General features: G+C 26.6%; 21 protein-coding genes. 16 read left to right on the top strand and 5 right to left on the bottom strand.

The window, feature by feature from the left end:
* Positions 1 to 579: 579 nt before the first annotated feature.
* The 3 genes from KGF39_RS12755 to KGF39_RS12745 all read right to left on the bottom strand — a co-directional run bounded on the left by KGF39_RS12755 (position 580) and on the right by KGF39_RS12745 (position 2,469).
* Positions 580 to 1,254: an MgtC/SapB family protein gene (locus KGF39_RS12755; RefSeq protein ID WP_054273409.1), complete on the bottom strand. Its 675-nt coding sequence runs from the start codon at positions 1,252 to 1,254 to the stop codon at positions 580 to 582.
* Positions 1,255 to 1,470: 216 nt separating this feature from the next.
* The gene (locus KGF39_RS12750; RefSeq protein ID WP_227822590.1) at positions 1,471 to 2,025 is read right to left on the bottom strand and encodes a cysteine hydrolase family protein; all 555 of its coding nucleotides are present in this window, start codon (positions 2,023 to 2,025) and stop codon (positions 1,471 to 1,473) included.
* Between the two features lie 78 nt (positions 2,026 to 2,103).
* Entirely contained in the window at positions 2,104 to 2,469 is a 366-nt protein-coding gene (locus KGF39_RS12745) for a winged helix-turn-helix transcriptional regulator (RefSeq protein WP_054273411.1), read from the bottom strand.
* 229 nt (positions 2,470 to 2,698) lie between these two features.
* Between KGF39_RS12745 and KGF39_RS19900 the strand changes: the two genes are divergently transcribed.
* Together KGF39_RS19900 and KGF39_RS12740 are read left to right on the top strand one after the other, a co-directional pair.
* Positions 2,699 to 2,833 (top strand): hypothetical protein, encoded by a 135-nt coding sequence (locus KGF39_RS19900; RefSeq protein ID WP_054273412.1) that lies wholly within the window; start codon positions 2,699 to 2,701, stop codon positions 2,831 to 2,833.
* Between the two features lie 169 nt (positions 2,834 to 3,002).
* Entirely contained in the window at positions 3,003 to 3,788 is a 786-nt protein-coding gene (locus tag KGF39_RS12740; RefSeq protein WP_054273413.1) for a GNAT family N-acetyltransferase, read from the top strand.
* A gap of 96 nt (positions 3,789 to 3,884) precedes the next feature.
* Here KGF39_RS12740 and pdaA read toward each other — a convergent pair whose 3' ends face one another.
* Positions 3,885 to 4,709: a delta-lactam-biosynthetic de-N-acetylase gene (gene pdaA / locus KGF39_RS12735; RefSeq protein ID WP_227822589.1), complete on the bottom strand. Its 825-nt coding sequence runs from the start codon at positions 4,707 to 4,709 to the stop codon at positions 3,885 to 3,887.
* Positions 4,710 to 4,931: 222 nt separating this feature from the next.
* Here pdaA and KGF39_RS12730 point away from each other — a divergent pair, with 222 nt between their 5' ends.
* Together KGF39_RS12730 and KGF39_RS12725 are read left to right on the top strand one after the other, a co-directional pair.
* The gene (locus KGF39_RS12730; RefSeq protein WP_227822588.1) at positions 4,932 to 8,051 is read left to right on the top strand and encodes a helicase C-terminal domain-containing protein; all 3,120 of its coding nucleotides are present in this window, start codon (positions 4,932 to 4,934) and stop codon (positions 8,049 to 8,051) included.
* 17 nt (positions 8,052 to 8,068) lie between these two features.
* Positions 8,069 to 8,668: a viroplasmin family protein gene (locus KGF39_RS12725; protein WP_054273415.1), complete on the top strand. Its 600-nt coding sequence runs from the start codon at positions 8,069 to 8,071 to the stop codon at positions 8,666 to 8,668.
* Positions 8,669 to 8,895: 227 nt separating this feature from the next.
* Here the strand turns inward: KGF39_RS12725 and KGF39_RS12720 are convergent, their stop codons facing one another.
* Positions 8,896 to 11,025: a peroxiredoxin gene (locus KGF39_RS12720; protein ID WP_227822587.1), complete on the bottom strand. Its 2,130-nt coding sequence runs from the start codon at positions 11,023 to 11,025 to the stop codon at positions 8,896 to 8,898.
* Between the two features lie 264 nt (positions 11,026 to 11,289).
* Between KGF39_RS12720 and KGF39_RS12715 the strand changes: the two genes are divergently transcribed.
* From KGF39_RS12715 to KGF39_RS12660, 12 genes are all read left to right on the top strand, one after another.
* Positions 11,290 to 11,538, top strand: coding sequence for a hypothetical protein (locus KGF39_RS12715; RefSeq protein ID WP_306800924.1), 249 nt, complete (start codon positions 11,290 to 11,292; stop codon positions 11,536 to 11,538).
* A gap of 165 nt (positions 11,539 to 11,703) precedes the next feature.
* Positions 11,704 to 13,095, top strand: coding sequence for a UbiD family decarboxylase (locus KGF39_RS12710; protein WP_227822585.1), 1,392 nt, complete (start codon positions 11,704 to 11,706; stop codon positions 13,093 to 13,095).
* A 123-nt stretch (positions 13,096 to 13,218) separates the two neighbouring features.
* A complete protein-coding gene (locus KGF39_RS12705; RefSeq protein ID WP_227822584.1) occupies positions 13,219 to 14,682 on the top strand; it encodes a VanW family protein in 1,464 nt (487 codons plus the stop codon).
* A 64-nt stretch (positions 14,683 to 14,746) separates the two neighbouring features.
* Positions 14,747 to 15,340, top strand: a complete 594-nt coding sequence (locus tag KGF39_RS12700) for a GAF domain-containing protein (RefSeq protein WP_003419857.1) — start codon at positions 14,747 to 14,749, stop codon at positions 15,338 to 15,340.
* Positions 15,341 to 15,469: 129 nt separating this feature from the next.
* Positions 15,470 to 16,867: a tetratricopeptide repeat protein gene (locus tag KGF39_RS12695; protein ID WP_308463837.1), complete on the top strand. Its 1,398-nt coding sequence runs from the start codon at positions 15,470 to 15,472 to the stop codon at positions 16,865 to 16,867.
* A gap of 180 nt (positions 16,868 to 17,047) precedes the next feature.
* A complete protein-coding gene (locus KGF39_RS12690; protein WP_003419862.1) occupies positions 17,048 to 17,419 on the top strand; it encodes a CidA/LrgA family protein in 372 nt (123 codons plus the stop codon).
* On the top strand, positions 17,412 to 18,101 hold the full coding sequence (locus tag KGF39_RS12685) for an LrgB family protein (protein ID WP_054273420.1): 690 nt from the start codon (positions 17,412 to 17,414) through the stop codon (positions 18,099 to 18,101). The genes KGF39_RS12690 and KGF39_RS12685 overlap by 8 nt, the downstream gene beginning before the upstream one ends.
* Positions 18,102 to 18,625: 524 nt before the next feature.
* Positions 18,626 to 19,492, top strand: coding sequence for a YitT family protein (locus tag KGF39_RS12680; protein ID WP_054269924.1), 867 nt, complete (start codon positions 18,626 to 18,628; stop codon positions 19,490 to 19,492).
* Positions 19,493 to 19,733: 241 nt separating this feature from the next.
* On the top strand, positions 19,734 to 20,543 hold the full coding sequence (locus KGF39_RS12675) for a hypothetical protein (RefSeq protein WP_227822582.1): 810 nt from the start codon (positions 19,734 to 19,736) through the stop codon (positions 20,541 to 20,543).
* 141 nt (positions 20,544 to 20,684) lie between these two features.
* Complete coding sequence (locus KGF39_RS12670) at positions 20,685 to 21,749, top strand: CAP-associated domain-containing protein (RefSeq protein ID WP_107594044.1); 1,065 nt, start codon at positions 20,685 to 20,687, stop codon at positions 21,747 to 21,749.
* Positions 21,750 to 21,776: 27 nt separating this feature from the next.
* Entirely contained in the window at positions 21,777 to 22,496 is a 720-nt protein-coding gene (locus tag KGF39_RS12665) for a polysaccharide deacetylase family protein (protein ID WP_054273424.1), read from the top strand.
* A gap of 23 nt (positions 22,497 to 22,519) precedes the next feature.
* The gene (locus KGF39_RS12660) at positions 22,520 to 23,104 is read left to right on the top strand and encodes an aminodeoxychorismate/anthranilate synthase component II (RefSeq protein WP_107594045.1); all 585 of its coding nucleotides are present in this window, start codon (positions 22,520 to 22,522) and stop codon (positions 23,102 to 23,104) included.
* Position 23,105 lies beyond the last annotated feature (1 nt).

Here is a 23,105-nt window from a genome sequence, read left to right as displayed (position 1 = left end):
AGTTAACATTTTTTGTTTCTCTTAAGATTAAAATATACCCAATAGTTTTGTAGTACTATATATTAATACAAATAGTAGATAAAACTAAAAAGGGTTTTAGCAAACAAAATCTATCCAATTATACTTACTAATACCATCACTTAATGTAAATAAGATTCTACTACATTTTTTCTGTATTCTAGTATAAAATCATTTGACCCTGTATCTATAAAATTACAATAAAATGAATTATTATTTAACATACTTGTTTAAAAACTGAATAAATTTATGGATATAAACGTTATTTTACTCTTAAAAACAGAGTTGCAAATTTTTTTCAAACCATTTGCCACCGAACTTATTATATAAAATTAACTATAAATAAATATAAATAAGATAAAGTAAAAATATTGATTTAATGATTGATATTTTAATCGTTTCAAAATAAATATAAAGGAAACACTACAATTTACAACTGAAATTCAAATTCCTATAACTAAATAACTAAAATTCAACAAATTAGATAATAAATAGGATAAAAAGAAAATAAATCAAATCCAACCAAAATATATTATTATCTTGGGTTTTACATTTTTTATATTATATTTCTAAAGTTTCTATAAGAGGATTGTCGCTAAATAATTTTAATAAATTCGTTTTTTTGTATCCTTTAGGTAATTTAGTATATATAACTACTTCTAACCAATCTCCATCAAGACGTTTAATATTCATGTTTATAATTTCAATATTAGATTGCTTAAATTTATCTTCAATATATTCTATCGAATCAGTGCTATTAGAAATCTTAAGAGAAACTTGCTCTGCTGTAGGGAGTCTCATCCATTTCCTATCTCTATGAAGTGTTATCTGTACAATAACAATAATGATACTTGAAACAATGCCAACTAAGTATAATCCAGAACCAATGGCAAGCCCTGTACCTGCTGTTGCCCATATACCAGCGGCTGTAGTAAGTCCACTTACTGATTGATTTCTAATAAATATTAATCCAGCACCTAAAAAACCTATTCCACTGACAACCTGTGCCGCAACACGGGCTGGGTCTAGACCAATACCTGGAGTACCTACTATATCATTAAATCCATACTTGGAAACAATGATTATAAGTGCTGAAGCTAATGCCACTATAAAATGAGTGCGGATTCCAGCTTCTTTTAGTCTGTTCTTTCTTTCGTATCCAATTAAAGCTCCACAGAAACCAGCAGTAATGATTCTTGCTATATATCCAAATTGAATCAATATATGATTATTCATTTATCTAGCACCCCCTTATATATTATATATACTATAATACTACATTTTTTATGTGAATATAGTAAAGTTTAAAATTTATATAATAGTTATATATGAATATAAAATAGATAAAAGTATATTATGTATATAAAAAGGATAGAAAGTATCTAAAATTTAAATGATTAAAGAGCAAATTTAAATAAATTAAGCTTGCTCTTTTAACATAGTGAATATTTTTTATTTATAACAACTAGATAAAAAAGTATCTGTGTTTTTTACATCTGCAAAACTATTCTGTAATGATGCCATGAATACTTGATGTACAGTGTCAGCATGAATTTCTATATTATCCCAAGATAAATTTTTTGTTGTACATGCATCGCTTATTAGAGTTATGTCGTATCCAAGTTTCTTTGCTGCTCTTACACTTGTATCAATACACATATGGCTCATCATTCCACAAATAACCAGATTAGTTATATTTTTTTCCTCAAGGAAGTTTTGTAAACCTGTTTTAAAGAAACTGTCTGGTGTGTGTTTAATTATAATTTCTTCATTATCTAGTGGAAAAACAGTTTTATTTATTTCTGAACCATAAGTGTGAGGAAGAAAGAAAGAAGCTGTTTTATCTGTTGATATATGCTTTATATGAATAACTGGTAAGTTGTTTTCTCTAAAGAACAGTAGTATTTTTTTAGCATTTTCAGCTGTTTCTTCTGATTGAAATAATTCACATTTTCCATTATTAAAATAATCATTTTGAATATCAATTAATATTAAAGCTATAGACATGTTCATACCTCCTATCTATTTTTTATTATAATATTATTATAATAAATGTAAATTACTTACTTTTTGGTATGTATAGAATTATTTATTGTAGCAAATTCCCCTACTGTCTAGAATTTCTTGTTGACCATGTTCAAGCATGTATTCGATTCCTATTTCTTGCATTATTTCCACTGCTTTTAACATTTTTTTACCACGGTTAGTAAGAAAATATTCAACATGTAATGGATAGCCAACTGAACTTATTTTATCAATAATCCCAAATTCACGTAACTCTTTTAATTGTTGAATCAACATTTTTTGATTTATTCCATAAATACCATGTTCCAATTCAGAAAATGTTCTATTAGATTGTCTTAATTCAAATACAAGGATAGTTTTCCATTTTCCTTTGATTATGTCATGTACAATTTCAAGAGGACATGTGTATTCATCTCTTATTTTCATAATATATCACCCCCATAAAATGATAATAAATTATATCACTTGTCTTGTGATATGACAAATATATATGAATTGTGTATAAAGTTTATGTTTTATTAAGTTCTAAATTTCTTCTAGTCTAGTTCATATTTAGTACATAAATAATTAGTAAGATATAAGTAAATAAATATACAACATAACTATAGAAATTTAACTTTAAAATAATTTATGATAATTTAAAGGAGGAATATATATGAATATATCAAGAAAAGCTATGAAAATAATAGAACTAGCACAAAAAATTGCAAATAAGAAAGGTATCTCAGTAGAAGAAGCTTGGAATGAAGCAATAACAGAATATAAAAATAAATATGAACATATTGCATAGACATTTAAGTATATAGTTTATTTAACTGTATAACTTTAATATAAACCAAATAATTTAAAAATTTAAATTATTTTTTAAAGATTAAGAATATTTGGTAGAATATAATGATTTTAAATGATACTATAAATTATAAGGTATATCATTATTAACGCAAAAGGAGGATATATACTTGATTGTAAAAATAGATAATACTTTGGAAAAAGAATTTTGGCAATATGTATCACATGAAGAAAGTTTAAATTTATTCATAATTGGATATGTTGAAAACTATGGATTTAGTTCTCACTCTCAAGATATATGGTCTCAAATGAAAGGAGGAAATATAACTTCTATAGTATTAAAGAATAAGTCAACACTTATAATTTATAGTCTAAAAAATGATTTTGATATAGAAGAACTGAAGAATCATATAAAAAGTTTGGATGTAGAAAGTATAAGTGGAAAAAAGTGTGTAATAGATAGGCTGACAAGTAAATACAAAGATTTTTATGAAAAACTAGATAATAAATTTTGTATATTGAAAGAAATAAAAGAAATAGATTTCTCTAACATGAAGGAGTATAAAATAGAAAATGCTAAGGAAAATGATATTGATGAAATAGGGAAGCTTTTAAATAGCTCAGACTATAAAGTAAGTCAAAATTACATAGAAGAAAGAAAAGAGCATTTAAAAGAAGGAAATGCAAGAGCATATTTTATTAAAAATAATGATACTATGATTAGCACTGTGTCAACTGGTATGGAAACTAGTTTTTTGGCAATGGTAGTATCTGTAAGTACAGATAAAAGATACAGGGGAAAAGGACTTGCAAGTTATATGGTTTACAATTTAAGTAAAGAATTGTTGTTGGAAGGAAAGGTTCCATGTCTTTTTTATAACAATGATATAGCAGGTAAAATATATCACAATATAGGATATAAAGAGATAAATGAATGGACAATACTTTTTAAATAATTATAAAAAGTAAAAAACTCCATTAAGAATTAAAGTATTTATAAATAACTGTATTTTTACTATAATTCATGATGGAGTTTTATTTAATTTATAATATTATTTTTTATTACTTAAATAATCAAGAGTTTTAAGTTTATAACCTTCCTTTTCCCAATGTGTAAGCACCTCATCCAATATTTCAGTATTTGTTGATGAATTTGGATGTAGTAGAACTATTGCACCAGGATGTGTTCTTGAATAAATTTTATCTTTGGCAAATTCATGAGTAGGCTGTTTCTTTTCATACCAATCTACATAGGCAAAACTCCAGAATATTGATTTATATCCTAAATCTTGTGTATATTTTAAAGATTGTTCACTAAATTTACCCATTGGTGGTCTAAAATATTTAGGCATTTCTTTTCCAGTAACATCTTTGTATGCTTTTTCTACACTTGTAATTTCTTCTTTGAATTTTTCAAAATCTGTAATACCTGCCATTGATGGGTGGCTTTTTGAATGATTACAAACTAAATGTCCTTCTTTTTCCATACGCTTTATTAAATCTGGATTACTTTTTATATAACTTTCAACTACGAAAAACTGTGCTTTAGCATTGTGTTTTTTAAGTGTATCTAATAATTTTGGAGTATTTCCGCTTTCGTATCCAGCATCAAATGATAGATATATAACTTTTTCATTAGGATTTCCTACATAATACCCATCATATTTTTTGAAAAAATCTGCTTCTTTTATAGGAGATGGCTGTTTACCATCTTCTCTAGGGTTAAAATACCAATCATATTCATGTGTATCTAGTGTCGGGTTAGAAATCTGAGTTTTTGTTTTATCTAATGATTTAAAATTTATACTAGCAATTCCAAAAAGTATTAGAGCAAATGTTCCTATCATAATGTATTTTTTTAGGCTATCTTTTTTCACAATTTCACCTCTTATTTAAAATTTAAAGTGTATTTCTTACAATATAGTTTGAATATTTATAGTTAAAAATATTCATATATACAAATAATAAATTAAATAAGTTTATTGTAAGATGTATAAAATTAATATTAATTATCTTAAATAAAGTATATATAAATGATAAAATATAAAGAGCAATCATTGTAAATAAGTTAGGCTGGTTTAACTTGAAGGGATATAAAAATGGATAATATAATAAGTGTATTGAATAATGTTGTGTTTTTAGATATAGAAGTTAGTGGATTAGATTATTTAAATTCAGAAATTTTAGAAGTTGGAGCTGTTAAGGTTAAAGATTGGAAAGTAGATACATATCAATCATTAATAAAAAATAAATCTGAGGTACCTATAGAAGTATTCTCAATATGTAGAAATTTAGATAAAAATGATTTAGAAATAGCTAATGAAATAGAAAAAGTAGAAGATAGACTTATAAATTTTGTAGAAGATAGCTTGATTATATGTCATGATTTAAGTTTGAAAAAAAAGTTTTTTGAATATCATATGCCAAAGTTAAAAAACAAATTTATTGATTCAATTGAATTAGCAGTTATTTTAGAACCATATCATAAAGATTATAGCTTAGAATACTTAAAAAATACTTTAACAAATTGTAATTCTAAAGTGAAAAATAGGGCTTTATCAGATGCTATTGATATAATAAATGTTGTAAATTGCCTTCTAGTAAGATTTAATAGTTATGAAAAAACTACTTTAGAGCCATTAAGCTTTAAAATAAATTCATATCTTAAAAAATTTAATCTCCCAACATGGGAATGGAGTAAATTTTTAGAGGAGGCAAATTATGATTTATCAAACAATATAAATGTTAAAAAAGAATACAAGAGATTTAATTCAAAAGAAGAAAGTAAAAAAGAAAAAGAAACCTTAAAACTTTTAAATGAAGAAGAAAAAAATTATGAAGAATTGTTAAAATATAAAACTATCTGGGAGAATAAAGAAGGATTTACATATGAGTATAGACCTGGTCAATATGAGCTTTCTAAAACAATAAGGGAGTTGTTTAGAAATAGTGAATATGAAGAAAAAATTGCGTGTATAGAAGCTCCAACTGGTATAGGTAAAAGTGTAGGATATTTATTGCCTGCTATATTAGAATCTAGAATTAATAAAAAAAGATTACTAATTTCTACTGATACAAAGGAGTTGCAGATACAATTAATAAATAAAGATATTCCAAATGTGTTAGATTCTTTGGGACTGAATGGAAAAGTAAGTTATGGATATATAAAGGGAAAAAATAACTATATTTGTATAGATAGACTGGAAACATATGTAGCAGATTATGAATCTCAAAACCCTACTAAAGGAGAAATATTATCTTTAATATTTTTAGAGAGGTTAGTTGAAGGTGGTAAGTATGGAGATATAGAAGAAATAAATTATTTGGTGCTTGATAATTTCAAGGAAATAAGTATTCACTTAAGAAATGTAAGTTGTGACTCAAATATGTGCAGACCTAAAAAATGTAAAAAGGATTGCTTATATAAAAATAGAATAGAAGAATTGAAAGATGAACATATAACAGTAGTAAATCATTCACTATTAGCTAAATGGCCATATAAGGATGAAAAACCTTTAGAAAATATAATAGTAGATGAAGCACATAATTTGACTGAAAAAGGATATGATTTCTTTTCAAGTATTATAAATTCAAAGTCCTTAAGGTATCTATTACAAGAAATTTATCCTTACGAGTTTATTCAAAATAGTAGCTTTATATATAAAAAATATAGCAGAAATATGAGGAAAATAAAGGCTTTTGATAAATTTTATAATGTACTAAAAATTGAAATAAAAGATAAACAAAAAATTGCTAGAAGTATAAATCTTATTATTGAAGAGATAGATTCAATATTAAATTTTGGGAGTTGTAATGAATATAATAGTGTAAGTAATTATAATTTAAGATGGGAACTAAATTTGCAAATAGATGAAATCGTGGGAAAACTAACGAAGAATGGTGTAGATACTGAAATAAGCTATAGAGCTTATAGTGAAAAGATAAAGTTAGGCTGTGAAAAAATAATAAAAAATTTAGTTTCAATAATAATAACAATTTATAGGAATATCGATGATGATAGTATAGATAAAGAAGCAGATGTATATAAATTTGGAAAGGCAAAGACAAGAGATTTAGAGGATATAAAGATTATATTTGAAATCTTTTTGGAGTATGATGAAAAGGATGATTATGCAAGAATAGTTGAAATTGATAAGAATTATAATGACTTTGAATTTCGAGTAGTGCCATTAAAAATAGCAGATTTGTTTGAAGAAAATATTTTATCTCAATTAGAGAAAGGAATATTTTTGTCTGCAACTTTGAGTTTATCTGAAAGTATGTCCTATTTTAAAAATACATTAGGAATAGACAGAGTTAAGAATGTGGAAAAGATTATAGAACCAATTTTTGATTATAAAAATAGAGTTTCTGTAGTTGCATTTTCTGATATTTGTGAGTACAGAAATTCTGAATTTCCAAATGAAATGAGTAAAATTATATCTAATATATCGCAGATTACAGAAGGTCATACCTTGGCTCTTTTTAATAGTAAAGATAGACAAGAAAAGACTTATGAAATATTGAAAAAATATTTACATGGTTTTAACTTAGAAATTTATGCTGATAAAAAGGGTATTAGGCATCTTAATGATTTGAGTAGAAAATGTGTAGTACTTGGTTCAAAAGGATGTTTTGAGGGTGTAGATATTCCAGGAGATGGTTTGGTATGTGTAACTTTAGACAAGCTTCCAAATCTAAGTCCAAAAGACCCTTTGTATTTTACTATAATGAAGAAGTATAATATAGACTACTATACTATAAATTATCCTCAAATGACCATAAAGGTAAAGCAAGCTATGGGGAGAATTTTAAGAAGTAAATATGACTATGGATGTTTTGTGATTTTTGATGTAGGAACTAATATAAGTGTGCTGAAGAGATTAGAGAAAGATTTACATGGTTGTAAAATTTCAAAGGTGAATAGCAATGAGTTTTATACTTATATAAAGCAACATTTCAATAAATCTAGAAGTCTAATACTAAAATCTGTTATATTCGATACTGTAAAAGCGTTGAATGTTGATGCTAAAATAGATAACAATGATGTTGATAAGGATATTATAAGAAAAGATATGAATGAAAATATAAGACAAAGAGCTGTAAAAGGAGAAGTGTATCATATAGATATTGTAAACAAAGATATGAAAGTAAAATATTTTGATAGAAACTATCTAATAAATTTAGATATATTTATGAGAGAAGAACATAAAAACTAAGAGTGGGAGTGATATATTTGGCAAAACAAAAGTTTTATGCCGTAAAAAAAGGTAAAAGTATAGGTGTATATAATACATGGGATGAGTGCAAAAAACAAGTAAATGGATTTTCAGGAGCTGAATATAAGAGTTTTTCTACTTTGCAAGAAGCAAAAGAATATATTTATGGGTCAGAAAAACTAAGCTTTAAAGAAGACGAGGAATTTATAGAAGCGTATGTAGATGGAAGCTATGAACATTCAATAAAGATGTATGGCTCAGGTGTTGTAATTTTAAAAAATAATGAAGTTATAAAAACCTATAGTGAAAAAGGAAAAGAGGAAACTCTAGTAGGAATGAGAAATGTAGCTGGGGAGATAGAAGCTTCTAAGATTGCAATGCAATATTGTATTGATAATAACATTCAAAACTTGATTTTATATTTTGACTATGAAGGTATTGAAAAGTGGTGTACTGGAGTTTGGAAAACAAATAAAGAAGGAACTATAGCATATAAAAATTTCTATGACAGTATTAAGAATAAGCTTAATGTAAAATTTACAAAGGTTAAAGCACATTCTGGAAATAAGTATAATGAAGAAGCTGATAAATTAGCTAAAAAAGCTATTGGTGTATAATGAAAAGCTATTTATACATAGTAAGATGCTATAAGAGTATATTTAAACTCTTAACTTATAATTAAATAACTTATAATTAAATAAATTTTGATTAAAAAAGCAGATTGTATTATGAGAAAATAAGTATCTAATTTAGAAACAATTAATAGTAGTATTAATTAGACACAGCTTATTTAATATAATAAAATCTGCTTTTTTATATAATTATAAAATTTTCTTATATTCTATTAGAATTGCCCATAAATACCTTCAAGTTCTTCTTTTAATACCTCAGGGTCATTTATACCAATAGACATGGTTCTAGCCAATATATTTGCCTGGTCGTAAGTTGATGTCCATGAGAATACACCACCTAGACAATTTCTAAGAACATATTGAGTTTTTAAGAATATTGATAAAGCATCATCATATGACATTGCAAAATCTCCGTCTTTAACTAAATATGGAACTTGAGCGGTATTATCAAATCTATATTCATATCCATTTTTATTTATATAATCCCTTCTAAGTTCATCATAAGTTCTTGTTATAGTAGCACCTAATCTTCCATAAAATGGTATACCAAGAAGGATTTTCTCAGAAGGCATTCCAGCATTTTCAAGATTTCTTACCATTGCATCAACACTATATCCTGGTAAAGATAAGTCAGAATCAAAAAGGTTTGCTTGATGTTTTCTACCATTTGCTCCTGTTTCACCTGCTGTAAAATCATAGCTCATAAGATTGAAATAATCTATTATTGGAGCTATTTTATCTATTTCAGCACTTGAATTTATATATCCTCTATCTCCTGTTCCAGCTACACTAAGCCATTTGTCATCTCCTATAACGTCTCTTATGGCAGTTAGTAAAAGTGTAAAGTTTTCTCTATCTTGAGGTCTTGATGTTATCCCAGATGCACTACTTCCAGGATATTCCCAGTCTATATCCACTCCATCTAAAGCGTATTCATTTATCATCTGATTAACCTGTCTTGCAAAATTATACCTAGATGTAGGAGTTAATGCTGCATCAGAGAAGCCTTCAGCTCCCCAACCTCCAATAGCTACAATTACTTGTAAACTAGGTTTTTCACCTTTAAGAGCAAGTAATTGATTTAAAAATCTAGGATAAGGAATAAACAAATTGCCAGACTGGTCTATCTCTGCAAAAGCAAAGATAACTGCATCCAATAATTGTGCATCTACATTAGTTGGGTTACCAAGAACATATTCCGCCACAATTGGATTGATATCTGGACAGTTTACATTTTCAACTATTGGATTGTATGGGTCTGTTATTTGTGGTCTAACTAATTTTTTTGACTCTTTTAAAGTCTTCATAGCTATTTTTTTAGTATTTTTTTCACTAGTATAATCGTAGTTTTTATAATTGTGCTTATAGAAATCTTCATAACTACTATCTTCTTTATCATAGCTAGAGCTTATTTTGTCACAAGATTTGTCTTTGTCATAGTTATAATTTGTTTCATCACAAGATTTATTTTTAAACTTATCTTGCTTGAAGTTGTGAGCCTTGTTAGTATTTTTGTTGTGTTTTTTATCATGCTTACAATCATCCTTTATGTCAGTTTTGTGTTCTTGTTTACAGTCAAGAGCTTTGTTAGTGTAGTCATGCTGTTCATGTTCACAATTACATTCATTCTCAATGTTTTTAGTATGTTCTGTTTTCCAACTATAAGTATTATCAATTTTCTTGTTCAATTCTTCATGATTATAATTATCTGGTACAAAACATAAATACCAATCCATACAAGAATATTTCTTATTACAGCTGTTAACTCTATTTTTTAATTCTTTATAGTTTTTAGGATATGGCAAAATCACTGGCATTCCAGGGAACCAATTCGCAGGAGTAACTATATTATCTCTATCACTAGTTTGAAGTGCATCTACTATTCTAAGTATTTCTGGAATATTTCTTCCTGTAGTTAGTGGATAATAAAGAATTGTTCTTAAAATTTGATTATTATCTATAATAAATACAGAACGAACAGTTGATGTATCACTCATTGGTTTTGATATCATGCCATATAATTTGGCAATTCTCATATCTCTATCTTCTATAATAGGAAATGGAATTTCTACACCTGTAAGTAAAGAAATATTGTACATCCAAGCTAAATGTGAGCTATTGCTATCAACACTTAGACCAATTAGTTCTGTATTTCTTTTTTTAAATTCGTCATAATATTTAGCAAAACATAAAAATTCTGTAGTACAAACTGGTGTAAAATCACCAGGATGTGAAAATAAAACAATCCAATTACCTTTATAATCAGAGAGTCTAATAGAGCCGTTTGTTGTATTGGCTTTAAAATCAGGAGCCTTTGATCCTAAACTTGGCAAATTTGGCATGTGAATCACCCCTCAATAAATTATCATTTATTCTATTCTATTAATTAATACATATTAGTGTTACTACTTTATTAAAAATTAAGGAATCCTTATGTCAAAAAAAGATATTTATTAAAAAGATTTAATATTTTCCTAATAAAGTGACAATAGTAATTGCTATTTTTTTACTAATTTGGTATAGTAATGGATAAGGGGTAGTGTCAATATTAGCGATTATACGAGGTGATTGGATTGAAAAAAATTCTAAGAATTTTAGTTATCTCCATGATGATATGTTTTGCAATGACTTTTGCATTAGTATTAATAAATTCAGTTATGGGAGTACATATAGGATTGGATTATTACTTTTTGATGGGAAGCGTGCTTACAGTTTGTTTAACAATTGGAATTGTTTTATGCAATGCTAGAAAAATATTTGATAGCAAAACTATACATAAAACAAGAATGAAAAATGTCAGTGTTAATAAAAAACAAAATAGTCATTCTAGGGATATAAAAAGAAAGATATCATAATTTATGTAAAGGAAATATTTATGTATAAAATAATGATTGATAGGTAAAATAAAAACACGATTTAACTTGTGTTTTTATTTTTTTTCAGGAATTATGATATAATAACCAATAAGAAATTTAGGTTACCATAAAATATAAATATTGCTAAATGGAGAGGGAACTATAATGAATTTTAGAGATTTATTTGAGAAAGCTGTAGATTTTATTGATGAAAAAAGAAAATCTATAGTTGCAGTTTCATTATCGGCATTAGGTGTAATTGTTTTAATAATAGTATTTTTTTTAAGTAGTAATGAGTTTAGTGTAGGAAATGAAGCTAATGAGTTGTTAAAAATTATAGAGAAAAGACAGTATTCTATAGCTGTTGATTACTATGCAAGTATAGAAAAAAAGTTTTTTGATTCAAAAATGGAAAGATTTAATAAGTCTGTTTCTAAAAAAATAAATAAATTGTTATTAAATAGTGGTGATAAATATTTAGATGGAGATATAAGTCAAGAAAGTTTTATTGGATTAATAAACACAGTAAAAGAACTAAACAAAATAAATGTATCTGTGGATGATTTATTAGCTCAAGCTGATAGAGTTAGAGAAATGTATAAAGAAGAAAATACCACTCATGATATTGCCATTAACTATATAAACACTATTTCAATATTAAATGGCATGGGCAGTAACCTAGATGTATACAAACAAAATATAGAAACAATCAAAGAATCTAGAGATATTTATGATTCAGCAGTAAAAGACCAAAAAGTATATAAGTATTATGAAGCTATTGAAAAGTATAATAAAGTGTTAAAAGAGGACGAAAAATACTATAATATGGCTCAAAATGGGAAAGAGCAATGTGTTGAGGAAATGTATGATTACTATATAAGTAAGGCTGAAGAGGCAAATACTTCTGGAGATTATGAAAGAGCATTACAGTATATAGAGTATCTAAAAGAAGATTATTCAGATGATGCAAAGGTACAAAGCTTAGAAAAAAAATATAAAAAGAATCTCTCATTGTATACTTTAACGTCTGATGATATTATAAATGTAATATCCAAAAAAAGTGGGAAAAATAAGGCAAATCTATCTATAAACTCACTTCCACAAATGATAAAAAATAATAAATATTATTATGCTGAAGTATATGAGTATGACAAATTAATAAATGAGGTATTGGTAAGTGCAAAAACTAAAGATTTATATTCATATAAAGATGGTAAAAAAGATTACAAAGTAGGTTATGGAGATGGGTACTTTAGAATATTAGAAGATGGAAGTTATCAATTTGGTATTACAAAAGATAAAGCTAAATTTGTATTAACTAATACTCTTGATGAAAAAGAAAATAAGTATAAAAAGATTGAGATATTAGATATAGAGAAAGCTGACAGATATGTAAAAAGTAAAAAGAGTTTAGAAGAATTGTTTGGGAAATATAAAAATATTTATTATTATGCTGTGGTAAATAAAGGATTATTTAGAGGAAAAGAGGTTTATGCTATTAATATTTACAATGAAAAAATATATGCCATATCAGAAAATGGACTAAATGAATATTAATTAATTATATTAATAATGTTAAATTAATATATAATTAAAAAATTTTTGGGTTTTTAAGGCGCATTATGTAGTAATATAATAGTAGGTATATATAAATAATTTTATTGTAAGGAGAAGTATGGGATGAGCAATGTGAACAAAAAGCTAGTTATAGCTATTGGAGCTATAGTATTGGTAACAATAATTTTTGTAGGCATAATGTGTATGCAATTTAAAGGAGAGAAAATAGTAAAAAACACATATGTTAATGGAGTAAGTGTTGGAAAACTAACTAAATCTCAAGCAAAACAGGAGTTAGCTAAAAAATACAAGTTAGAGAGTGTTGAGTTTAACTACAATGATAGAAGTTGGAAAGTGAAAAGCAAAGATTTAAATTTATCTACTGACCTGGATAAAACAGTAGAAAATGCATATAATTTAAATAGAAAGAGTGGTTTCTTTGGGAATTTATCAAAAACTATTTCAGCAAATTTTGGAAAAAAGAGCAACTTAGTAGTAGTGATAAATTATGACAAAAACAAGTTAAAAGCAGAAATGGAAAAAATAGCAAAAGAAATAGATGTAGATGTAAAAGATGCAACGCTTGATATAAGTGGTGAAAAAGTAAAAGTTGTACCAGATTCTGATGGTCTTAAAATGGATGTTTCTAAGAGTATGGAGAGTTTTAATAATCAAACTAAAAAAGGCAATTATAAAAATAAGTTGGTAGTAAAATCTACTCCAGCAAAGATAAAAAAAGAACAACTTGCTAATATAGATACAAATTTAGGAAAATATTCGACAACATTTAAAACTTCTCAAGTAAATAGAAGCATAAACATAAAATTAGCAACAGATAATATAAGTAATATATTACTTATGCCAGGAGAAACTTTCTCATTTAACAATCATACAGGTAAAAGAAGTAAAGAAAATGGATATAAGAGTGCACCTGTAATAATGGAAGGTGAGATGGAAGAAGACTATGGTGGAGGCGTTTGTCAAGTTTCATCAACATTATATAATTCTGTGTTATACGCAGGTCTAGAAATTGTTAATGTAAAAAATCATACAATACCATCAAGTTATGTTCCAAAGGGAAGAGATGCAACTGTTGCAGATAGTGGAATAGATTTCTTATTTAAAAATAATCTAAAACATCCAGTTTACATAAAAAATTACGTTTCAGGGAATCAAATTGTTTGCAACATATATGGAAGTGCAGAAGATAAACAAAACATAACAATATCAACAAAATTAGATGGTGTTTCACAAACTACCATGAAAAGGGTTAATGACTCTACAATGCCTAAAGGCAAAGAAAAAGTAGATAAGAGTGGAAGAAATGCATATTCTGTATCTACATATAGAACATTTAATGATGCAAATGGTAAGAAAATTAAAACTGAAAAAATAGCTAATTCATATTATCCTAAGAAGGAAGGTATTATATTAGTTGGGACTATGGAACCAAAGCCAGAGGAAAAGCCAAACGAAAATAAAAATAACCAAAACACGAATAATCAAAATACTGATAATCAACAAAAACCAGAAACACCACCAACTGATAATAAGCCTAATGAGACACCACCACAACCGCAAGCTTAAAGTTCTCAAGAATAGGATTTATGTAGAGTATTAAAAAATATAAATCTAAATAGGAGGGATTACTTTGAATTTAAATAATATAACGAATTACGTTCAAAGTATTTGCGAGAATATTTCTAATGTATTAGATGTAGATGTTACTTTAGTTACAAAAGATTTAACTAGGATAGCAGGTACAGGAATATTCAGAGGTAAAATAGGAGAAACAATATCAGAGAAATCTGTATACTCTCTTGTTTTAAAAGATGGAAAATCCTATGTTATAAATAAGGAAATAGAAGAGAACTGTAATAAATGTGCAAATAGAGAAAATTGCAAAGAATTAGCTGATATATGTACTCCTGTTAAAATGGGAGAGCATATACTTGGAATCTTGGGTATAGCTGCATTTAATGAAGAGCAAAAAGAAAAGATACTTTCAAAAGACAAGGAGTTAACTGCATTTGTAAGGAGTATGTCTGACTTAATATCTTTTAAACTAGATGAATTATATAAACAAGAAGTTAAGACCATAGATGACCTTGAGAGGGAAGCTATAGAAAATGCTATAAAAAAGTATGGAAGTAACACAGAAGGAATGAAAAAAGTAGCTGAAGCCTTAAATATAGGCATAGCTACACTTTATAGAAAAGTAAAAAAATTCAACATTAAAAGTTAATAGTATTGAAAAAGAGGTAACCTTTTCATAAAAGAAGAGGATTACCTTTTTTATTATGAGAACAATGGCAAAATATGTATAGTTTTGACTTGATATATTAAATATGTTATCTTAAATATATATTTTAGAGTGGAGGTGAGTGTTATTTTAGTTAAAGATATAAAACAAGATATAGAAAACATGCCTAGAAAAATTTTAGATATATCTTTGATAGAAGATAATAAAAGTGATTTGACTTTTTTTAATATAGAAGAAGAAGACGGTGATGAAACATTAAAAGCATTAAAACAGAGTTATGTGACTACAAATTATAAAGAAGAAACTTTATTAAACTTACAGGGAGCTTTAAATTCAAAGTCAGACACAACATCAAAGGAGTTAAAGTTAGAATCATATAAAAGATATAATAATGCATTAGATTTAGCGTATAAAAATTATGTAACTAGTGCCATTAATATGGTTAACAAAGCTTTAGAGATAAATCCTAAAGATATAGATATATTAAATCTTAGAGGTCTTTTGAAGTTATTAAAATGTGATTTTGCTAAGTCCTTTGAGAGTTTTTATACTGCTTTATGTTATGAAAATAATCATATATCTAGAAAATATGTAAATCTAATTTCATCTGAAGATTTTAAAACTTTTTTAGGAAGGTACAATCATTCTATAAGATTCATAAATGAAGAATTAAATTATGAGTCAATACATATTTTAGAGAATATAGTTGAAGAAGAACCTGAACTAATAGAGCCATATGTAATTTTATCTTTGTTGTATGATAAACTAGGGAATGTAAAAAAAAGAGAAGGATATTTAGATAGGCTTAAAGAGATAGATAAAGATAATCCAATATTTGAAAAAGATGAAGAAGAAAAAGAAGATACTAGTAAAAAGGAAGAGGTAAAAAAAGTAAAAAGAAAGAAAAACATTTTACCATATATTATAGTTATTTTTGTTTTAATAGGTATGGGTGTATATCTGATTCAAAGCAAAAAGAGAATAGAAAATTTAAATAACCAAATAAGTAGTAAAGAGGAAAAATTAAATGAAACTGATAAAAAGCTAGGAGAAACGAGTAAAAAATTAGAAAAAACGAACAAGGAATTAAATGAGGTTAAAAATAAAGAACCAGAAAAAGAGATAACTGTAACTGGTGAGGAAGATTTATATTATCAAGCTTTAGATTTAAAGAAAAATAAAGAATATGAAAAAGCTATAGATAATTTTAAAAGTATAGTCTCTTCTGGAAAAACTAAAAAATATATTTCTGAATCAATATATCAATTAGCAATAACGAATAAGTTATTGGGAAATGAGGATGAAGCTATAAAATATTACAAAAAGTATATAAATACTTACACTAAACATGACCAGTATTATGATGACTCATATTATGAACTTGGTATGCTTTATTATAATAATGGTGATTTAAAAAATGCACAACAAACTTTTTATAGTTTAAGAAGTGAAGTTCCAGACAGTATGTATAACAATTCAAAAATAAAAGAGATTTTAAGTGAAAAATAGGTTTATATAGTTAAGTTTTTTGAAACAACCAAGTATGTATTTTATTAAATTAAAATAAAAATAAATTTAAAAAGAGATTGTATCAAATTAGAACTTTCTATTTAAAGAAAGATATTTGCTTGTTGATAAAACTACAAATATATGATTTGAAGCAATCTCTTTAATTTTTGGAGGTGGAAGATGAAAGTTTTCAATCAATTAGTAATAATTTTATCTATATGGGTAATAGGAGAGTACATAAGTTCCTTTATACAGGGAATTATACTTATTCCTGGGAGTATAGTTGGTATGCTATTATTATTTCTACTACTACAATTTAAAGTCTTAGATTTAAGTAGCATAGAAAATGTAAGTGGATTTTTCCTTGACAATATGGCTATATTTTTTATACCAGCAGGTGTATCACTTATAAAGTCATTAGACCTAATAAGAGAAAATGTATTAGTGCTTTTACTTGTCATATGCTTAAGTACACTAATAGTAATGTATACGACTGGAATTATAGTGGAAAAGATGATAAAAAAGAAGGAAGAAGGACAAAAAAATGTATAACGTATTACAGACGCCAGTATTTGGTATAATAGTAACAATAGTATTTTTTAATTTAGGGAGATATATTCAAAGAAAAACAAGTAATCCCCTGTGCAATCCCTTATTAATTGCAATCATAGGGATAATATTATTTTTAAGTATATCTAAAATTCCTTATGAGAACTACAAGATAGGAGCAGATAGTCTAAATTTCTTTTTAGGTCCTGTTACAGTAGTACTTGCAGTTCCGCTTTATAAACAATTTGAATTATTTAAAAAGCATATGTTTGAGATTATTGCAGGAATAGGTTGTGGTATAGTTATTTCTTTTGTATCTGTATTGATAATTGGTAAAATAGCTAATTCAGATGTAAGTATAATAAATTCACTGATTCCCAAATCTATAACAACACCAATGGGAATATCTTTAGCAAATTCTTTAAATGGTGTAGAATCAATAACAGTTGTGGCCATAATTTTTACAGGTATTTTTGGTGGTATGGTTGCTTCTACAGTATTCAAACTTGGAAATATAAATCATCCAGTTGCTAAAGGAATTGCCCTTGGAACGTCTGCACATGCTCTAGGAACTACAAAAGCTTTTGAACTTGGAGAAGTAGAGGGAGCTATGAGTGGTGTTTCTATTGGGGTTTCTGGGACAATTACAGTAATATTAATACCTATTATAATGAATTTTATATAAAAAATAAAATTAAAATCAGTACATTGAATACCTAAAACAAAATAAAATAAAAAAATTTTAAGGTAAAACTGAATGAAAAAAATGCAAATAATGAAATAAAAAAATCATGTACTGAAATTATAAAAACAAAAATTTCATTTAGGAATTAATTATGAACAGACAATTATTAAGTTTAAATTTGCTAAAATAAAATAAATTACTGTTAAAATGGATATTTAGAAAAAAATACTATAAATTTACTATATTGCAAGTTAAATAATAAGTAGTATCATATCATGCTAGAAAAAGTTTCATTTAAAGCATAAATGAGATGATTTGAACGTTTTTAAAGATTAGAATAGTAAAAATTGCACTAGACATATATGAAAAAGATACTATAATAGATGATGTAATAGATGACAGTTCAAGAAATTATATAAAAAAATTTATTTGAAATATTATCTATTACATCAGGAATAATATAATATATGTAAAAATAAGTTTTTAAAATTCTAAAGATTTAAAAGGATTGAAGGGAGAAAGAAATGAGTGAAGTTAAGAATACCCTACAAAAACATCCAGTTTTAAGATATTCAACAATGTTATTTGGGATGTTGATGACATCTATAGGTATAAATGGGTTCTTAAGACCAGCACATCTACTTAGTGGAGGTGCTACAGGTATAGCAACATCTATAAACTATTTAACAAATATAAATGTGGGTCTATTAACATTTTTAATCAATATTCCAATATTTATCTTAGGGTTCATATACCTTGAAAAAGAGTTTTGTATTTCAAGTTTAGTAAATATGATTGTATTTTCATTATTATTAGGTGCAACTCAGGAAATAAGTCAGATTATACCTATACATGATATATTGCTTCAAAGTGTATATGGTGGTATATTGTCTGGTTTAGGAGTTGGGGTTGTATTTAGAACTAGGTCTTCCCAAGGTGGTACAGATATAATAGCTGCTATACTAAAAATTAAGAAGAATATAGAAATGAAAGATACTGCTTTAGCAATAAATGGTTTGATAGTACTTACAGGAAGTTTTTTATTTGGGTTAGATTTAGCATTATACACTCTTATAGGTCTATTTTTAAATGCTTATTCAATGAGTTTTATTAAAGATGCAATGAATTATCAAAAATCTGTTATGGTAATGTCAAATGAAGTCGATTTAATAGCAGAAGATATAATGAAGAGTTTAGTTAGAGGTGTAACTTTTTTAGATGCAGAGGGTGCATACACTCATCAAAAAAAGAAGATTATATATACAATAGTGTCATCAAATGAGATACCAAAGATAAAAGATATAGCTTTGAAGTACGACAAAAAAGCTTTTATATCTGTAAATGATGTTACAGAGGTAAAAGGAAGAGGGTTTAAAGCAAAAGATTTATAGAAAATTTTACAAGCTGAGAGTCTATAATATGAATTTGTATATTATAATTCTCAGCTTATTTAAATTTAGTATATGAAAATAAAGGTTTTATTAATGATTTGTGTATCACTTTAAAAGATATCATTTTAAAATTAAAATTGAAAAAATTACTCAATATGTAGAAAACATGACCACTATTAGGATATAATAAATTTAATAGATTTAGTAAAATATCTAGGAATAACGTTGGAGGAATGGCATTATGAATTTATCTAAAGAATATGTTAATTTGTATGATAATTATTTGAAATATATAAATGAAGTAAACAAAGAGATTAAAAGTATAAAGAACATGAAGAAGCGTGTTTTAAAAAAGGGCGATTTTGCTCCAGAAAATGAAGTATTAGAGTTAGAAGGAAAAACAATACGTGATATAGATGATGTTGATACAAAAAAGCCAAGAAATAAAATATATAAATTTTCAAATGGGGATGTGTATGTAGGCAAATTTTTAGAGGGAAAGATGGAAGGTCAAGGCTCATATACTTTTTTTGTTGATGAAGGAACAGTTATGGAGTACATCGGAGAATTCAAACAAGATAAGAAAAATGGAAAAGGAAACTTTGTATTTTCAAATGGAAATGAGTATGTAGGTCATTTTGAGGAAGATATGATGAATGGTGTTGGAAATATGTTGTATAATAGCAAAGATGAGTATACTGGAACTTGGAAAAATGGGAAAAAAGATGGAAAAGGTATTTATAAGTGGAGTGACGGATGTATATACGCAGGTGAGTTTAAAGTTGGAAAGATGGAAGGGTATGGCATTTGCTACAATAGTGAAGGTGAAATACTTTATGAAGGAGAATGGAAGAATAATTTGGTTCATGGTAAGGGAACTTATATATGGGAAAAAGGTAAAAAATATGTAGGCGAATTTATGCATGGAAAAAAACATGGGCAAGGAACTTTTTATCTAAATAATGAATTGGTTTATGAAGGGACTTGGAAATTCGATAAGCCATCTATCTTTGATAGAACATTAGATGAAATATTTTCTTTAAGACTGTAGCTTTATCTATTAGTAGGTAAAGCTTTTTTCTAATACTTACTGTAAATAGGTATAAATGATATTGATTAGTATACATTATCAATATTAGCGTAATGAATATAATATTAAAATTTTTGATTTATTTTACAAAGGAGGGGTATATTGAAGAAATTAATTGCTTTAGTGTTAGTGATACTTATTGTTTTATTTTATAGTCCTGAATTATTAGAAGAAGGATATGATTTAAAAGAAAAATTTTTTCAAAGTGAAATATGGAATGAATTTTTAGAAAAGATAAATATAAATGATAATTCTAAGAAAGAGAAAAAAGAAAAAAATCAAAATTTACAATCAAATAATGCTGAAGAGGAAAACTTAGGAGAATCAGATATAAAGAACTTTGAAAAAATAAGTTTAGGAGATAATTTAAGTCAAGTTTTATCAAGTATTGGCAAACCTGGTAGAATTGATACTAGTGAATATGGTTTTGATTGGTATATATATAATCAATATGGAAAAGAATTTGCAATGGTTGGGCTTGAAAATGATGAAGTAGTGGCACTTTACAGTAATTCTATGAATTCATGTGAAAATCAAGATATAAAAATAAATCAAGATAGACAGACAGTGAGAACTAAGATTACACCATTAAAATATAAGAGAAAAGGAAATACTAGATATATAATAAACTCAGAAAATCAATATGATATAATAAGTAAAGAAGGTAAGTATATTACAATTTTCTACGATATTCATGAAGAAAATAGAGTTTGTTCATATTTAATAATTGATAAAAGTACTGAAGATGAGTTTAAAAATTTATATCCAGATGATAGAGAAGAACTTAAAAAATGTTTTGAACTTGAAGTTATAGACCTTGTAAATAGTGTTAGAAATCAAAGAGGATTAAACTCGCTTAAATACAGTGAACAGGCAACTTTGAGTTCAAGAAAACATAGTGAAGATATGAGAGATAATAATTTTTTTGACCATATAAATAAGAATAATGAAACTCCATTTGACAGAATGAAAAGAGAAGGGATAGTATATACTTCAGCTGGAGAAAACATAGCAGCAGGACAGATTAATGCAATATATGCACATGAAGCTTGGATGAATTCTGAAGGACATAGAAAAAATATTTTAGGGAATTATAATAATATTGGAGTTGGAGTAATATTTGGAGGAAGTTATAAAACATATTACACTCAAAACTTTTATAAATAACTAAAATATTTGAAAGGAAGTTTAAAAATGACATCATGGAAAAAAAAGACAGTATATAAGTGTTTAATAGCAGTAGTCTTGTTTTGTGGAATAATACTAATATCTAATTTTAGTAAAGTTTCTGCTTTGATGATGGATACTAATGGAAATGTTTTGATTAAGCATGGTTCAAGGGAAAAAAAATTAGTAGCAATTACCTTTGATGATGGTCCTCATCCTAAAGAAACTAGTCAAGTTTTAGATGTATTAAAGAAATACAATGTAAAAGCTACCTTTTTTATAGCTGGAAAGCATGCAAAATGGTATAAAGAACCACTAGTAAGAGCAAGTAAAGAAGGACATGAGATAGGAAATCATACTTTTAATCATCCTGATATAAGTAATTTAAGTTCTAGTCAGATAGAAGAGGAGATTATTAAGTGTGAAGATATTTTAAAGGAAGTAACTGGGAAAAAACCCACATTATTTAGACCACCATTTGGAAGTTATAGAGAAAAGGACCTAATAGAAATTGCAAAGAAGCATGACTATAAAGTTATTTTATGGACAGGTGTAGATGTGAAGGATTGGAAAAATCCAGGTGCTAATAGTATTGCAGATAAAATAATTAAAAAAGTACAAAATGGAGATATAATACTTTTACATGATTATGCGACTAATGATACAGTTGAAGCTTTAGATATGTTTATCCCAAAAATGATTGAAAAAGGCTTTAAATTTGTAACAGTTTCTGAATTAATAAAATAGTTTTTAGGGGGGAGATTTATAGTATGATTTTAATGATAGACAATTATGATTCTTTTGTATATAACCTAGTACAATATATAGAAGAATTAGGGGAAACAGTTGTAGTAAAAAGAAATAATGAAATCAAAATAAGGGATATTGAAGAACTAAATCCAGAGGTAATTGTATTATCTCCAGGACCATGTTCTCCAAAAGAAGCTGGTATTTGTATAGACATTGTTGAGTATTTTAAAGGGAAAAAGCCTATATTAGGAATTTGTTTGGGTCACCAAACTATTGGACATGTTTTTGGAGGAGATATTATAAAGGCACAACAGCCTGTACATGGAAAAGTATACAGTATAAACCATATTAATAAAGGAGTTTTCAGTGGACTTAAAAATCCTTTAAATGTCACTAGGTATCATTCACTAATAATTGATTCTAATACAGTTCCTAAAGAACTAGAAGTTACAGCAACTACTGATAAAGGTGAAATAATGGGAATTAGACATAAGGACTACTTAATAGAAGGAGTGCAATTCCATCCAGAAGCTATTTTGTCAGAGTATGGTCATGAAATGCTGAAAAACTTTATAACAGAAGCTAGAGAAAGGATACATATGTAAT

Origin of the sequence: Clostridioides sp. ZZV14-6345 (assembly GCF_020657775.1) — a bacterium.
Classification (GTDB): Bacteria; Bacillota; Clostridia; order Peptostreptococcales; family Peptostreptococcaceae; genus Clostridioides; species Clostridioides difficile_D.
The sequence above is the reverse complement of the archived record's forward strand: the minus strand, read 5'-3'. Positions and strand labels throughout refer to the sequence as shown.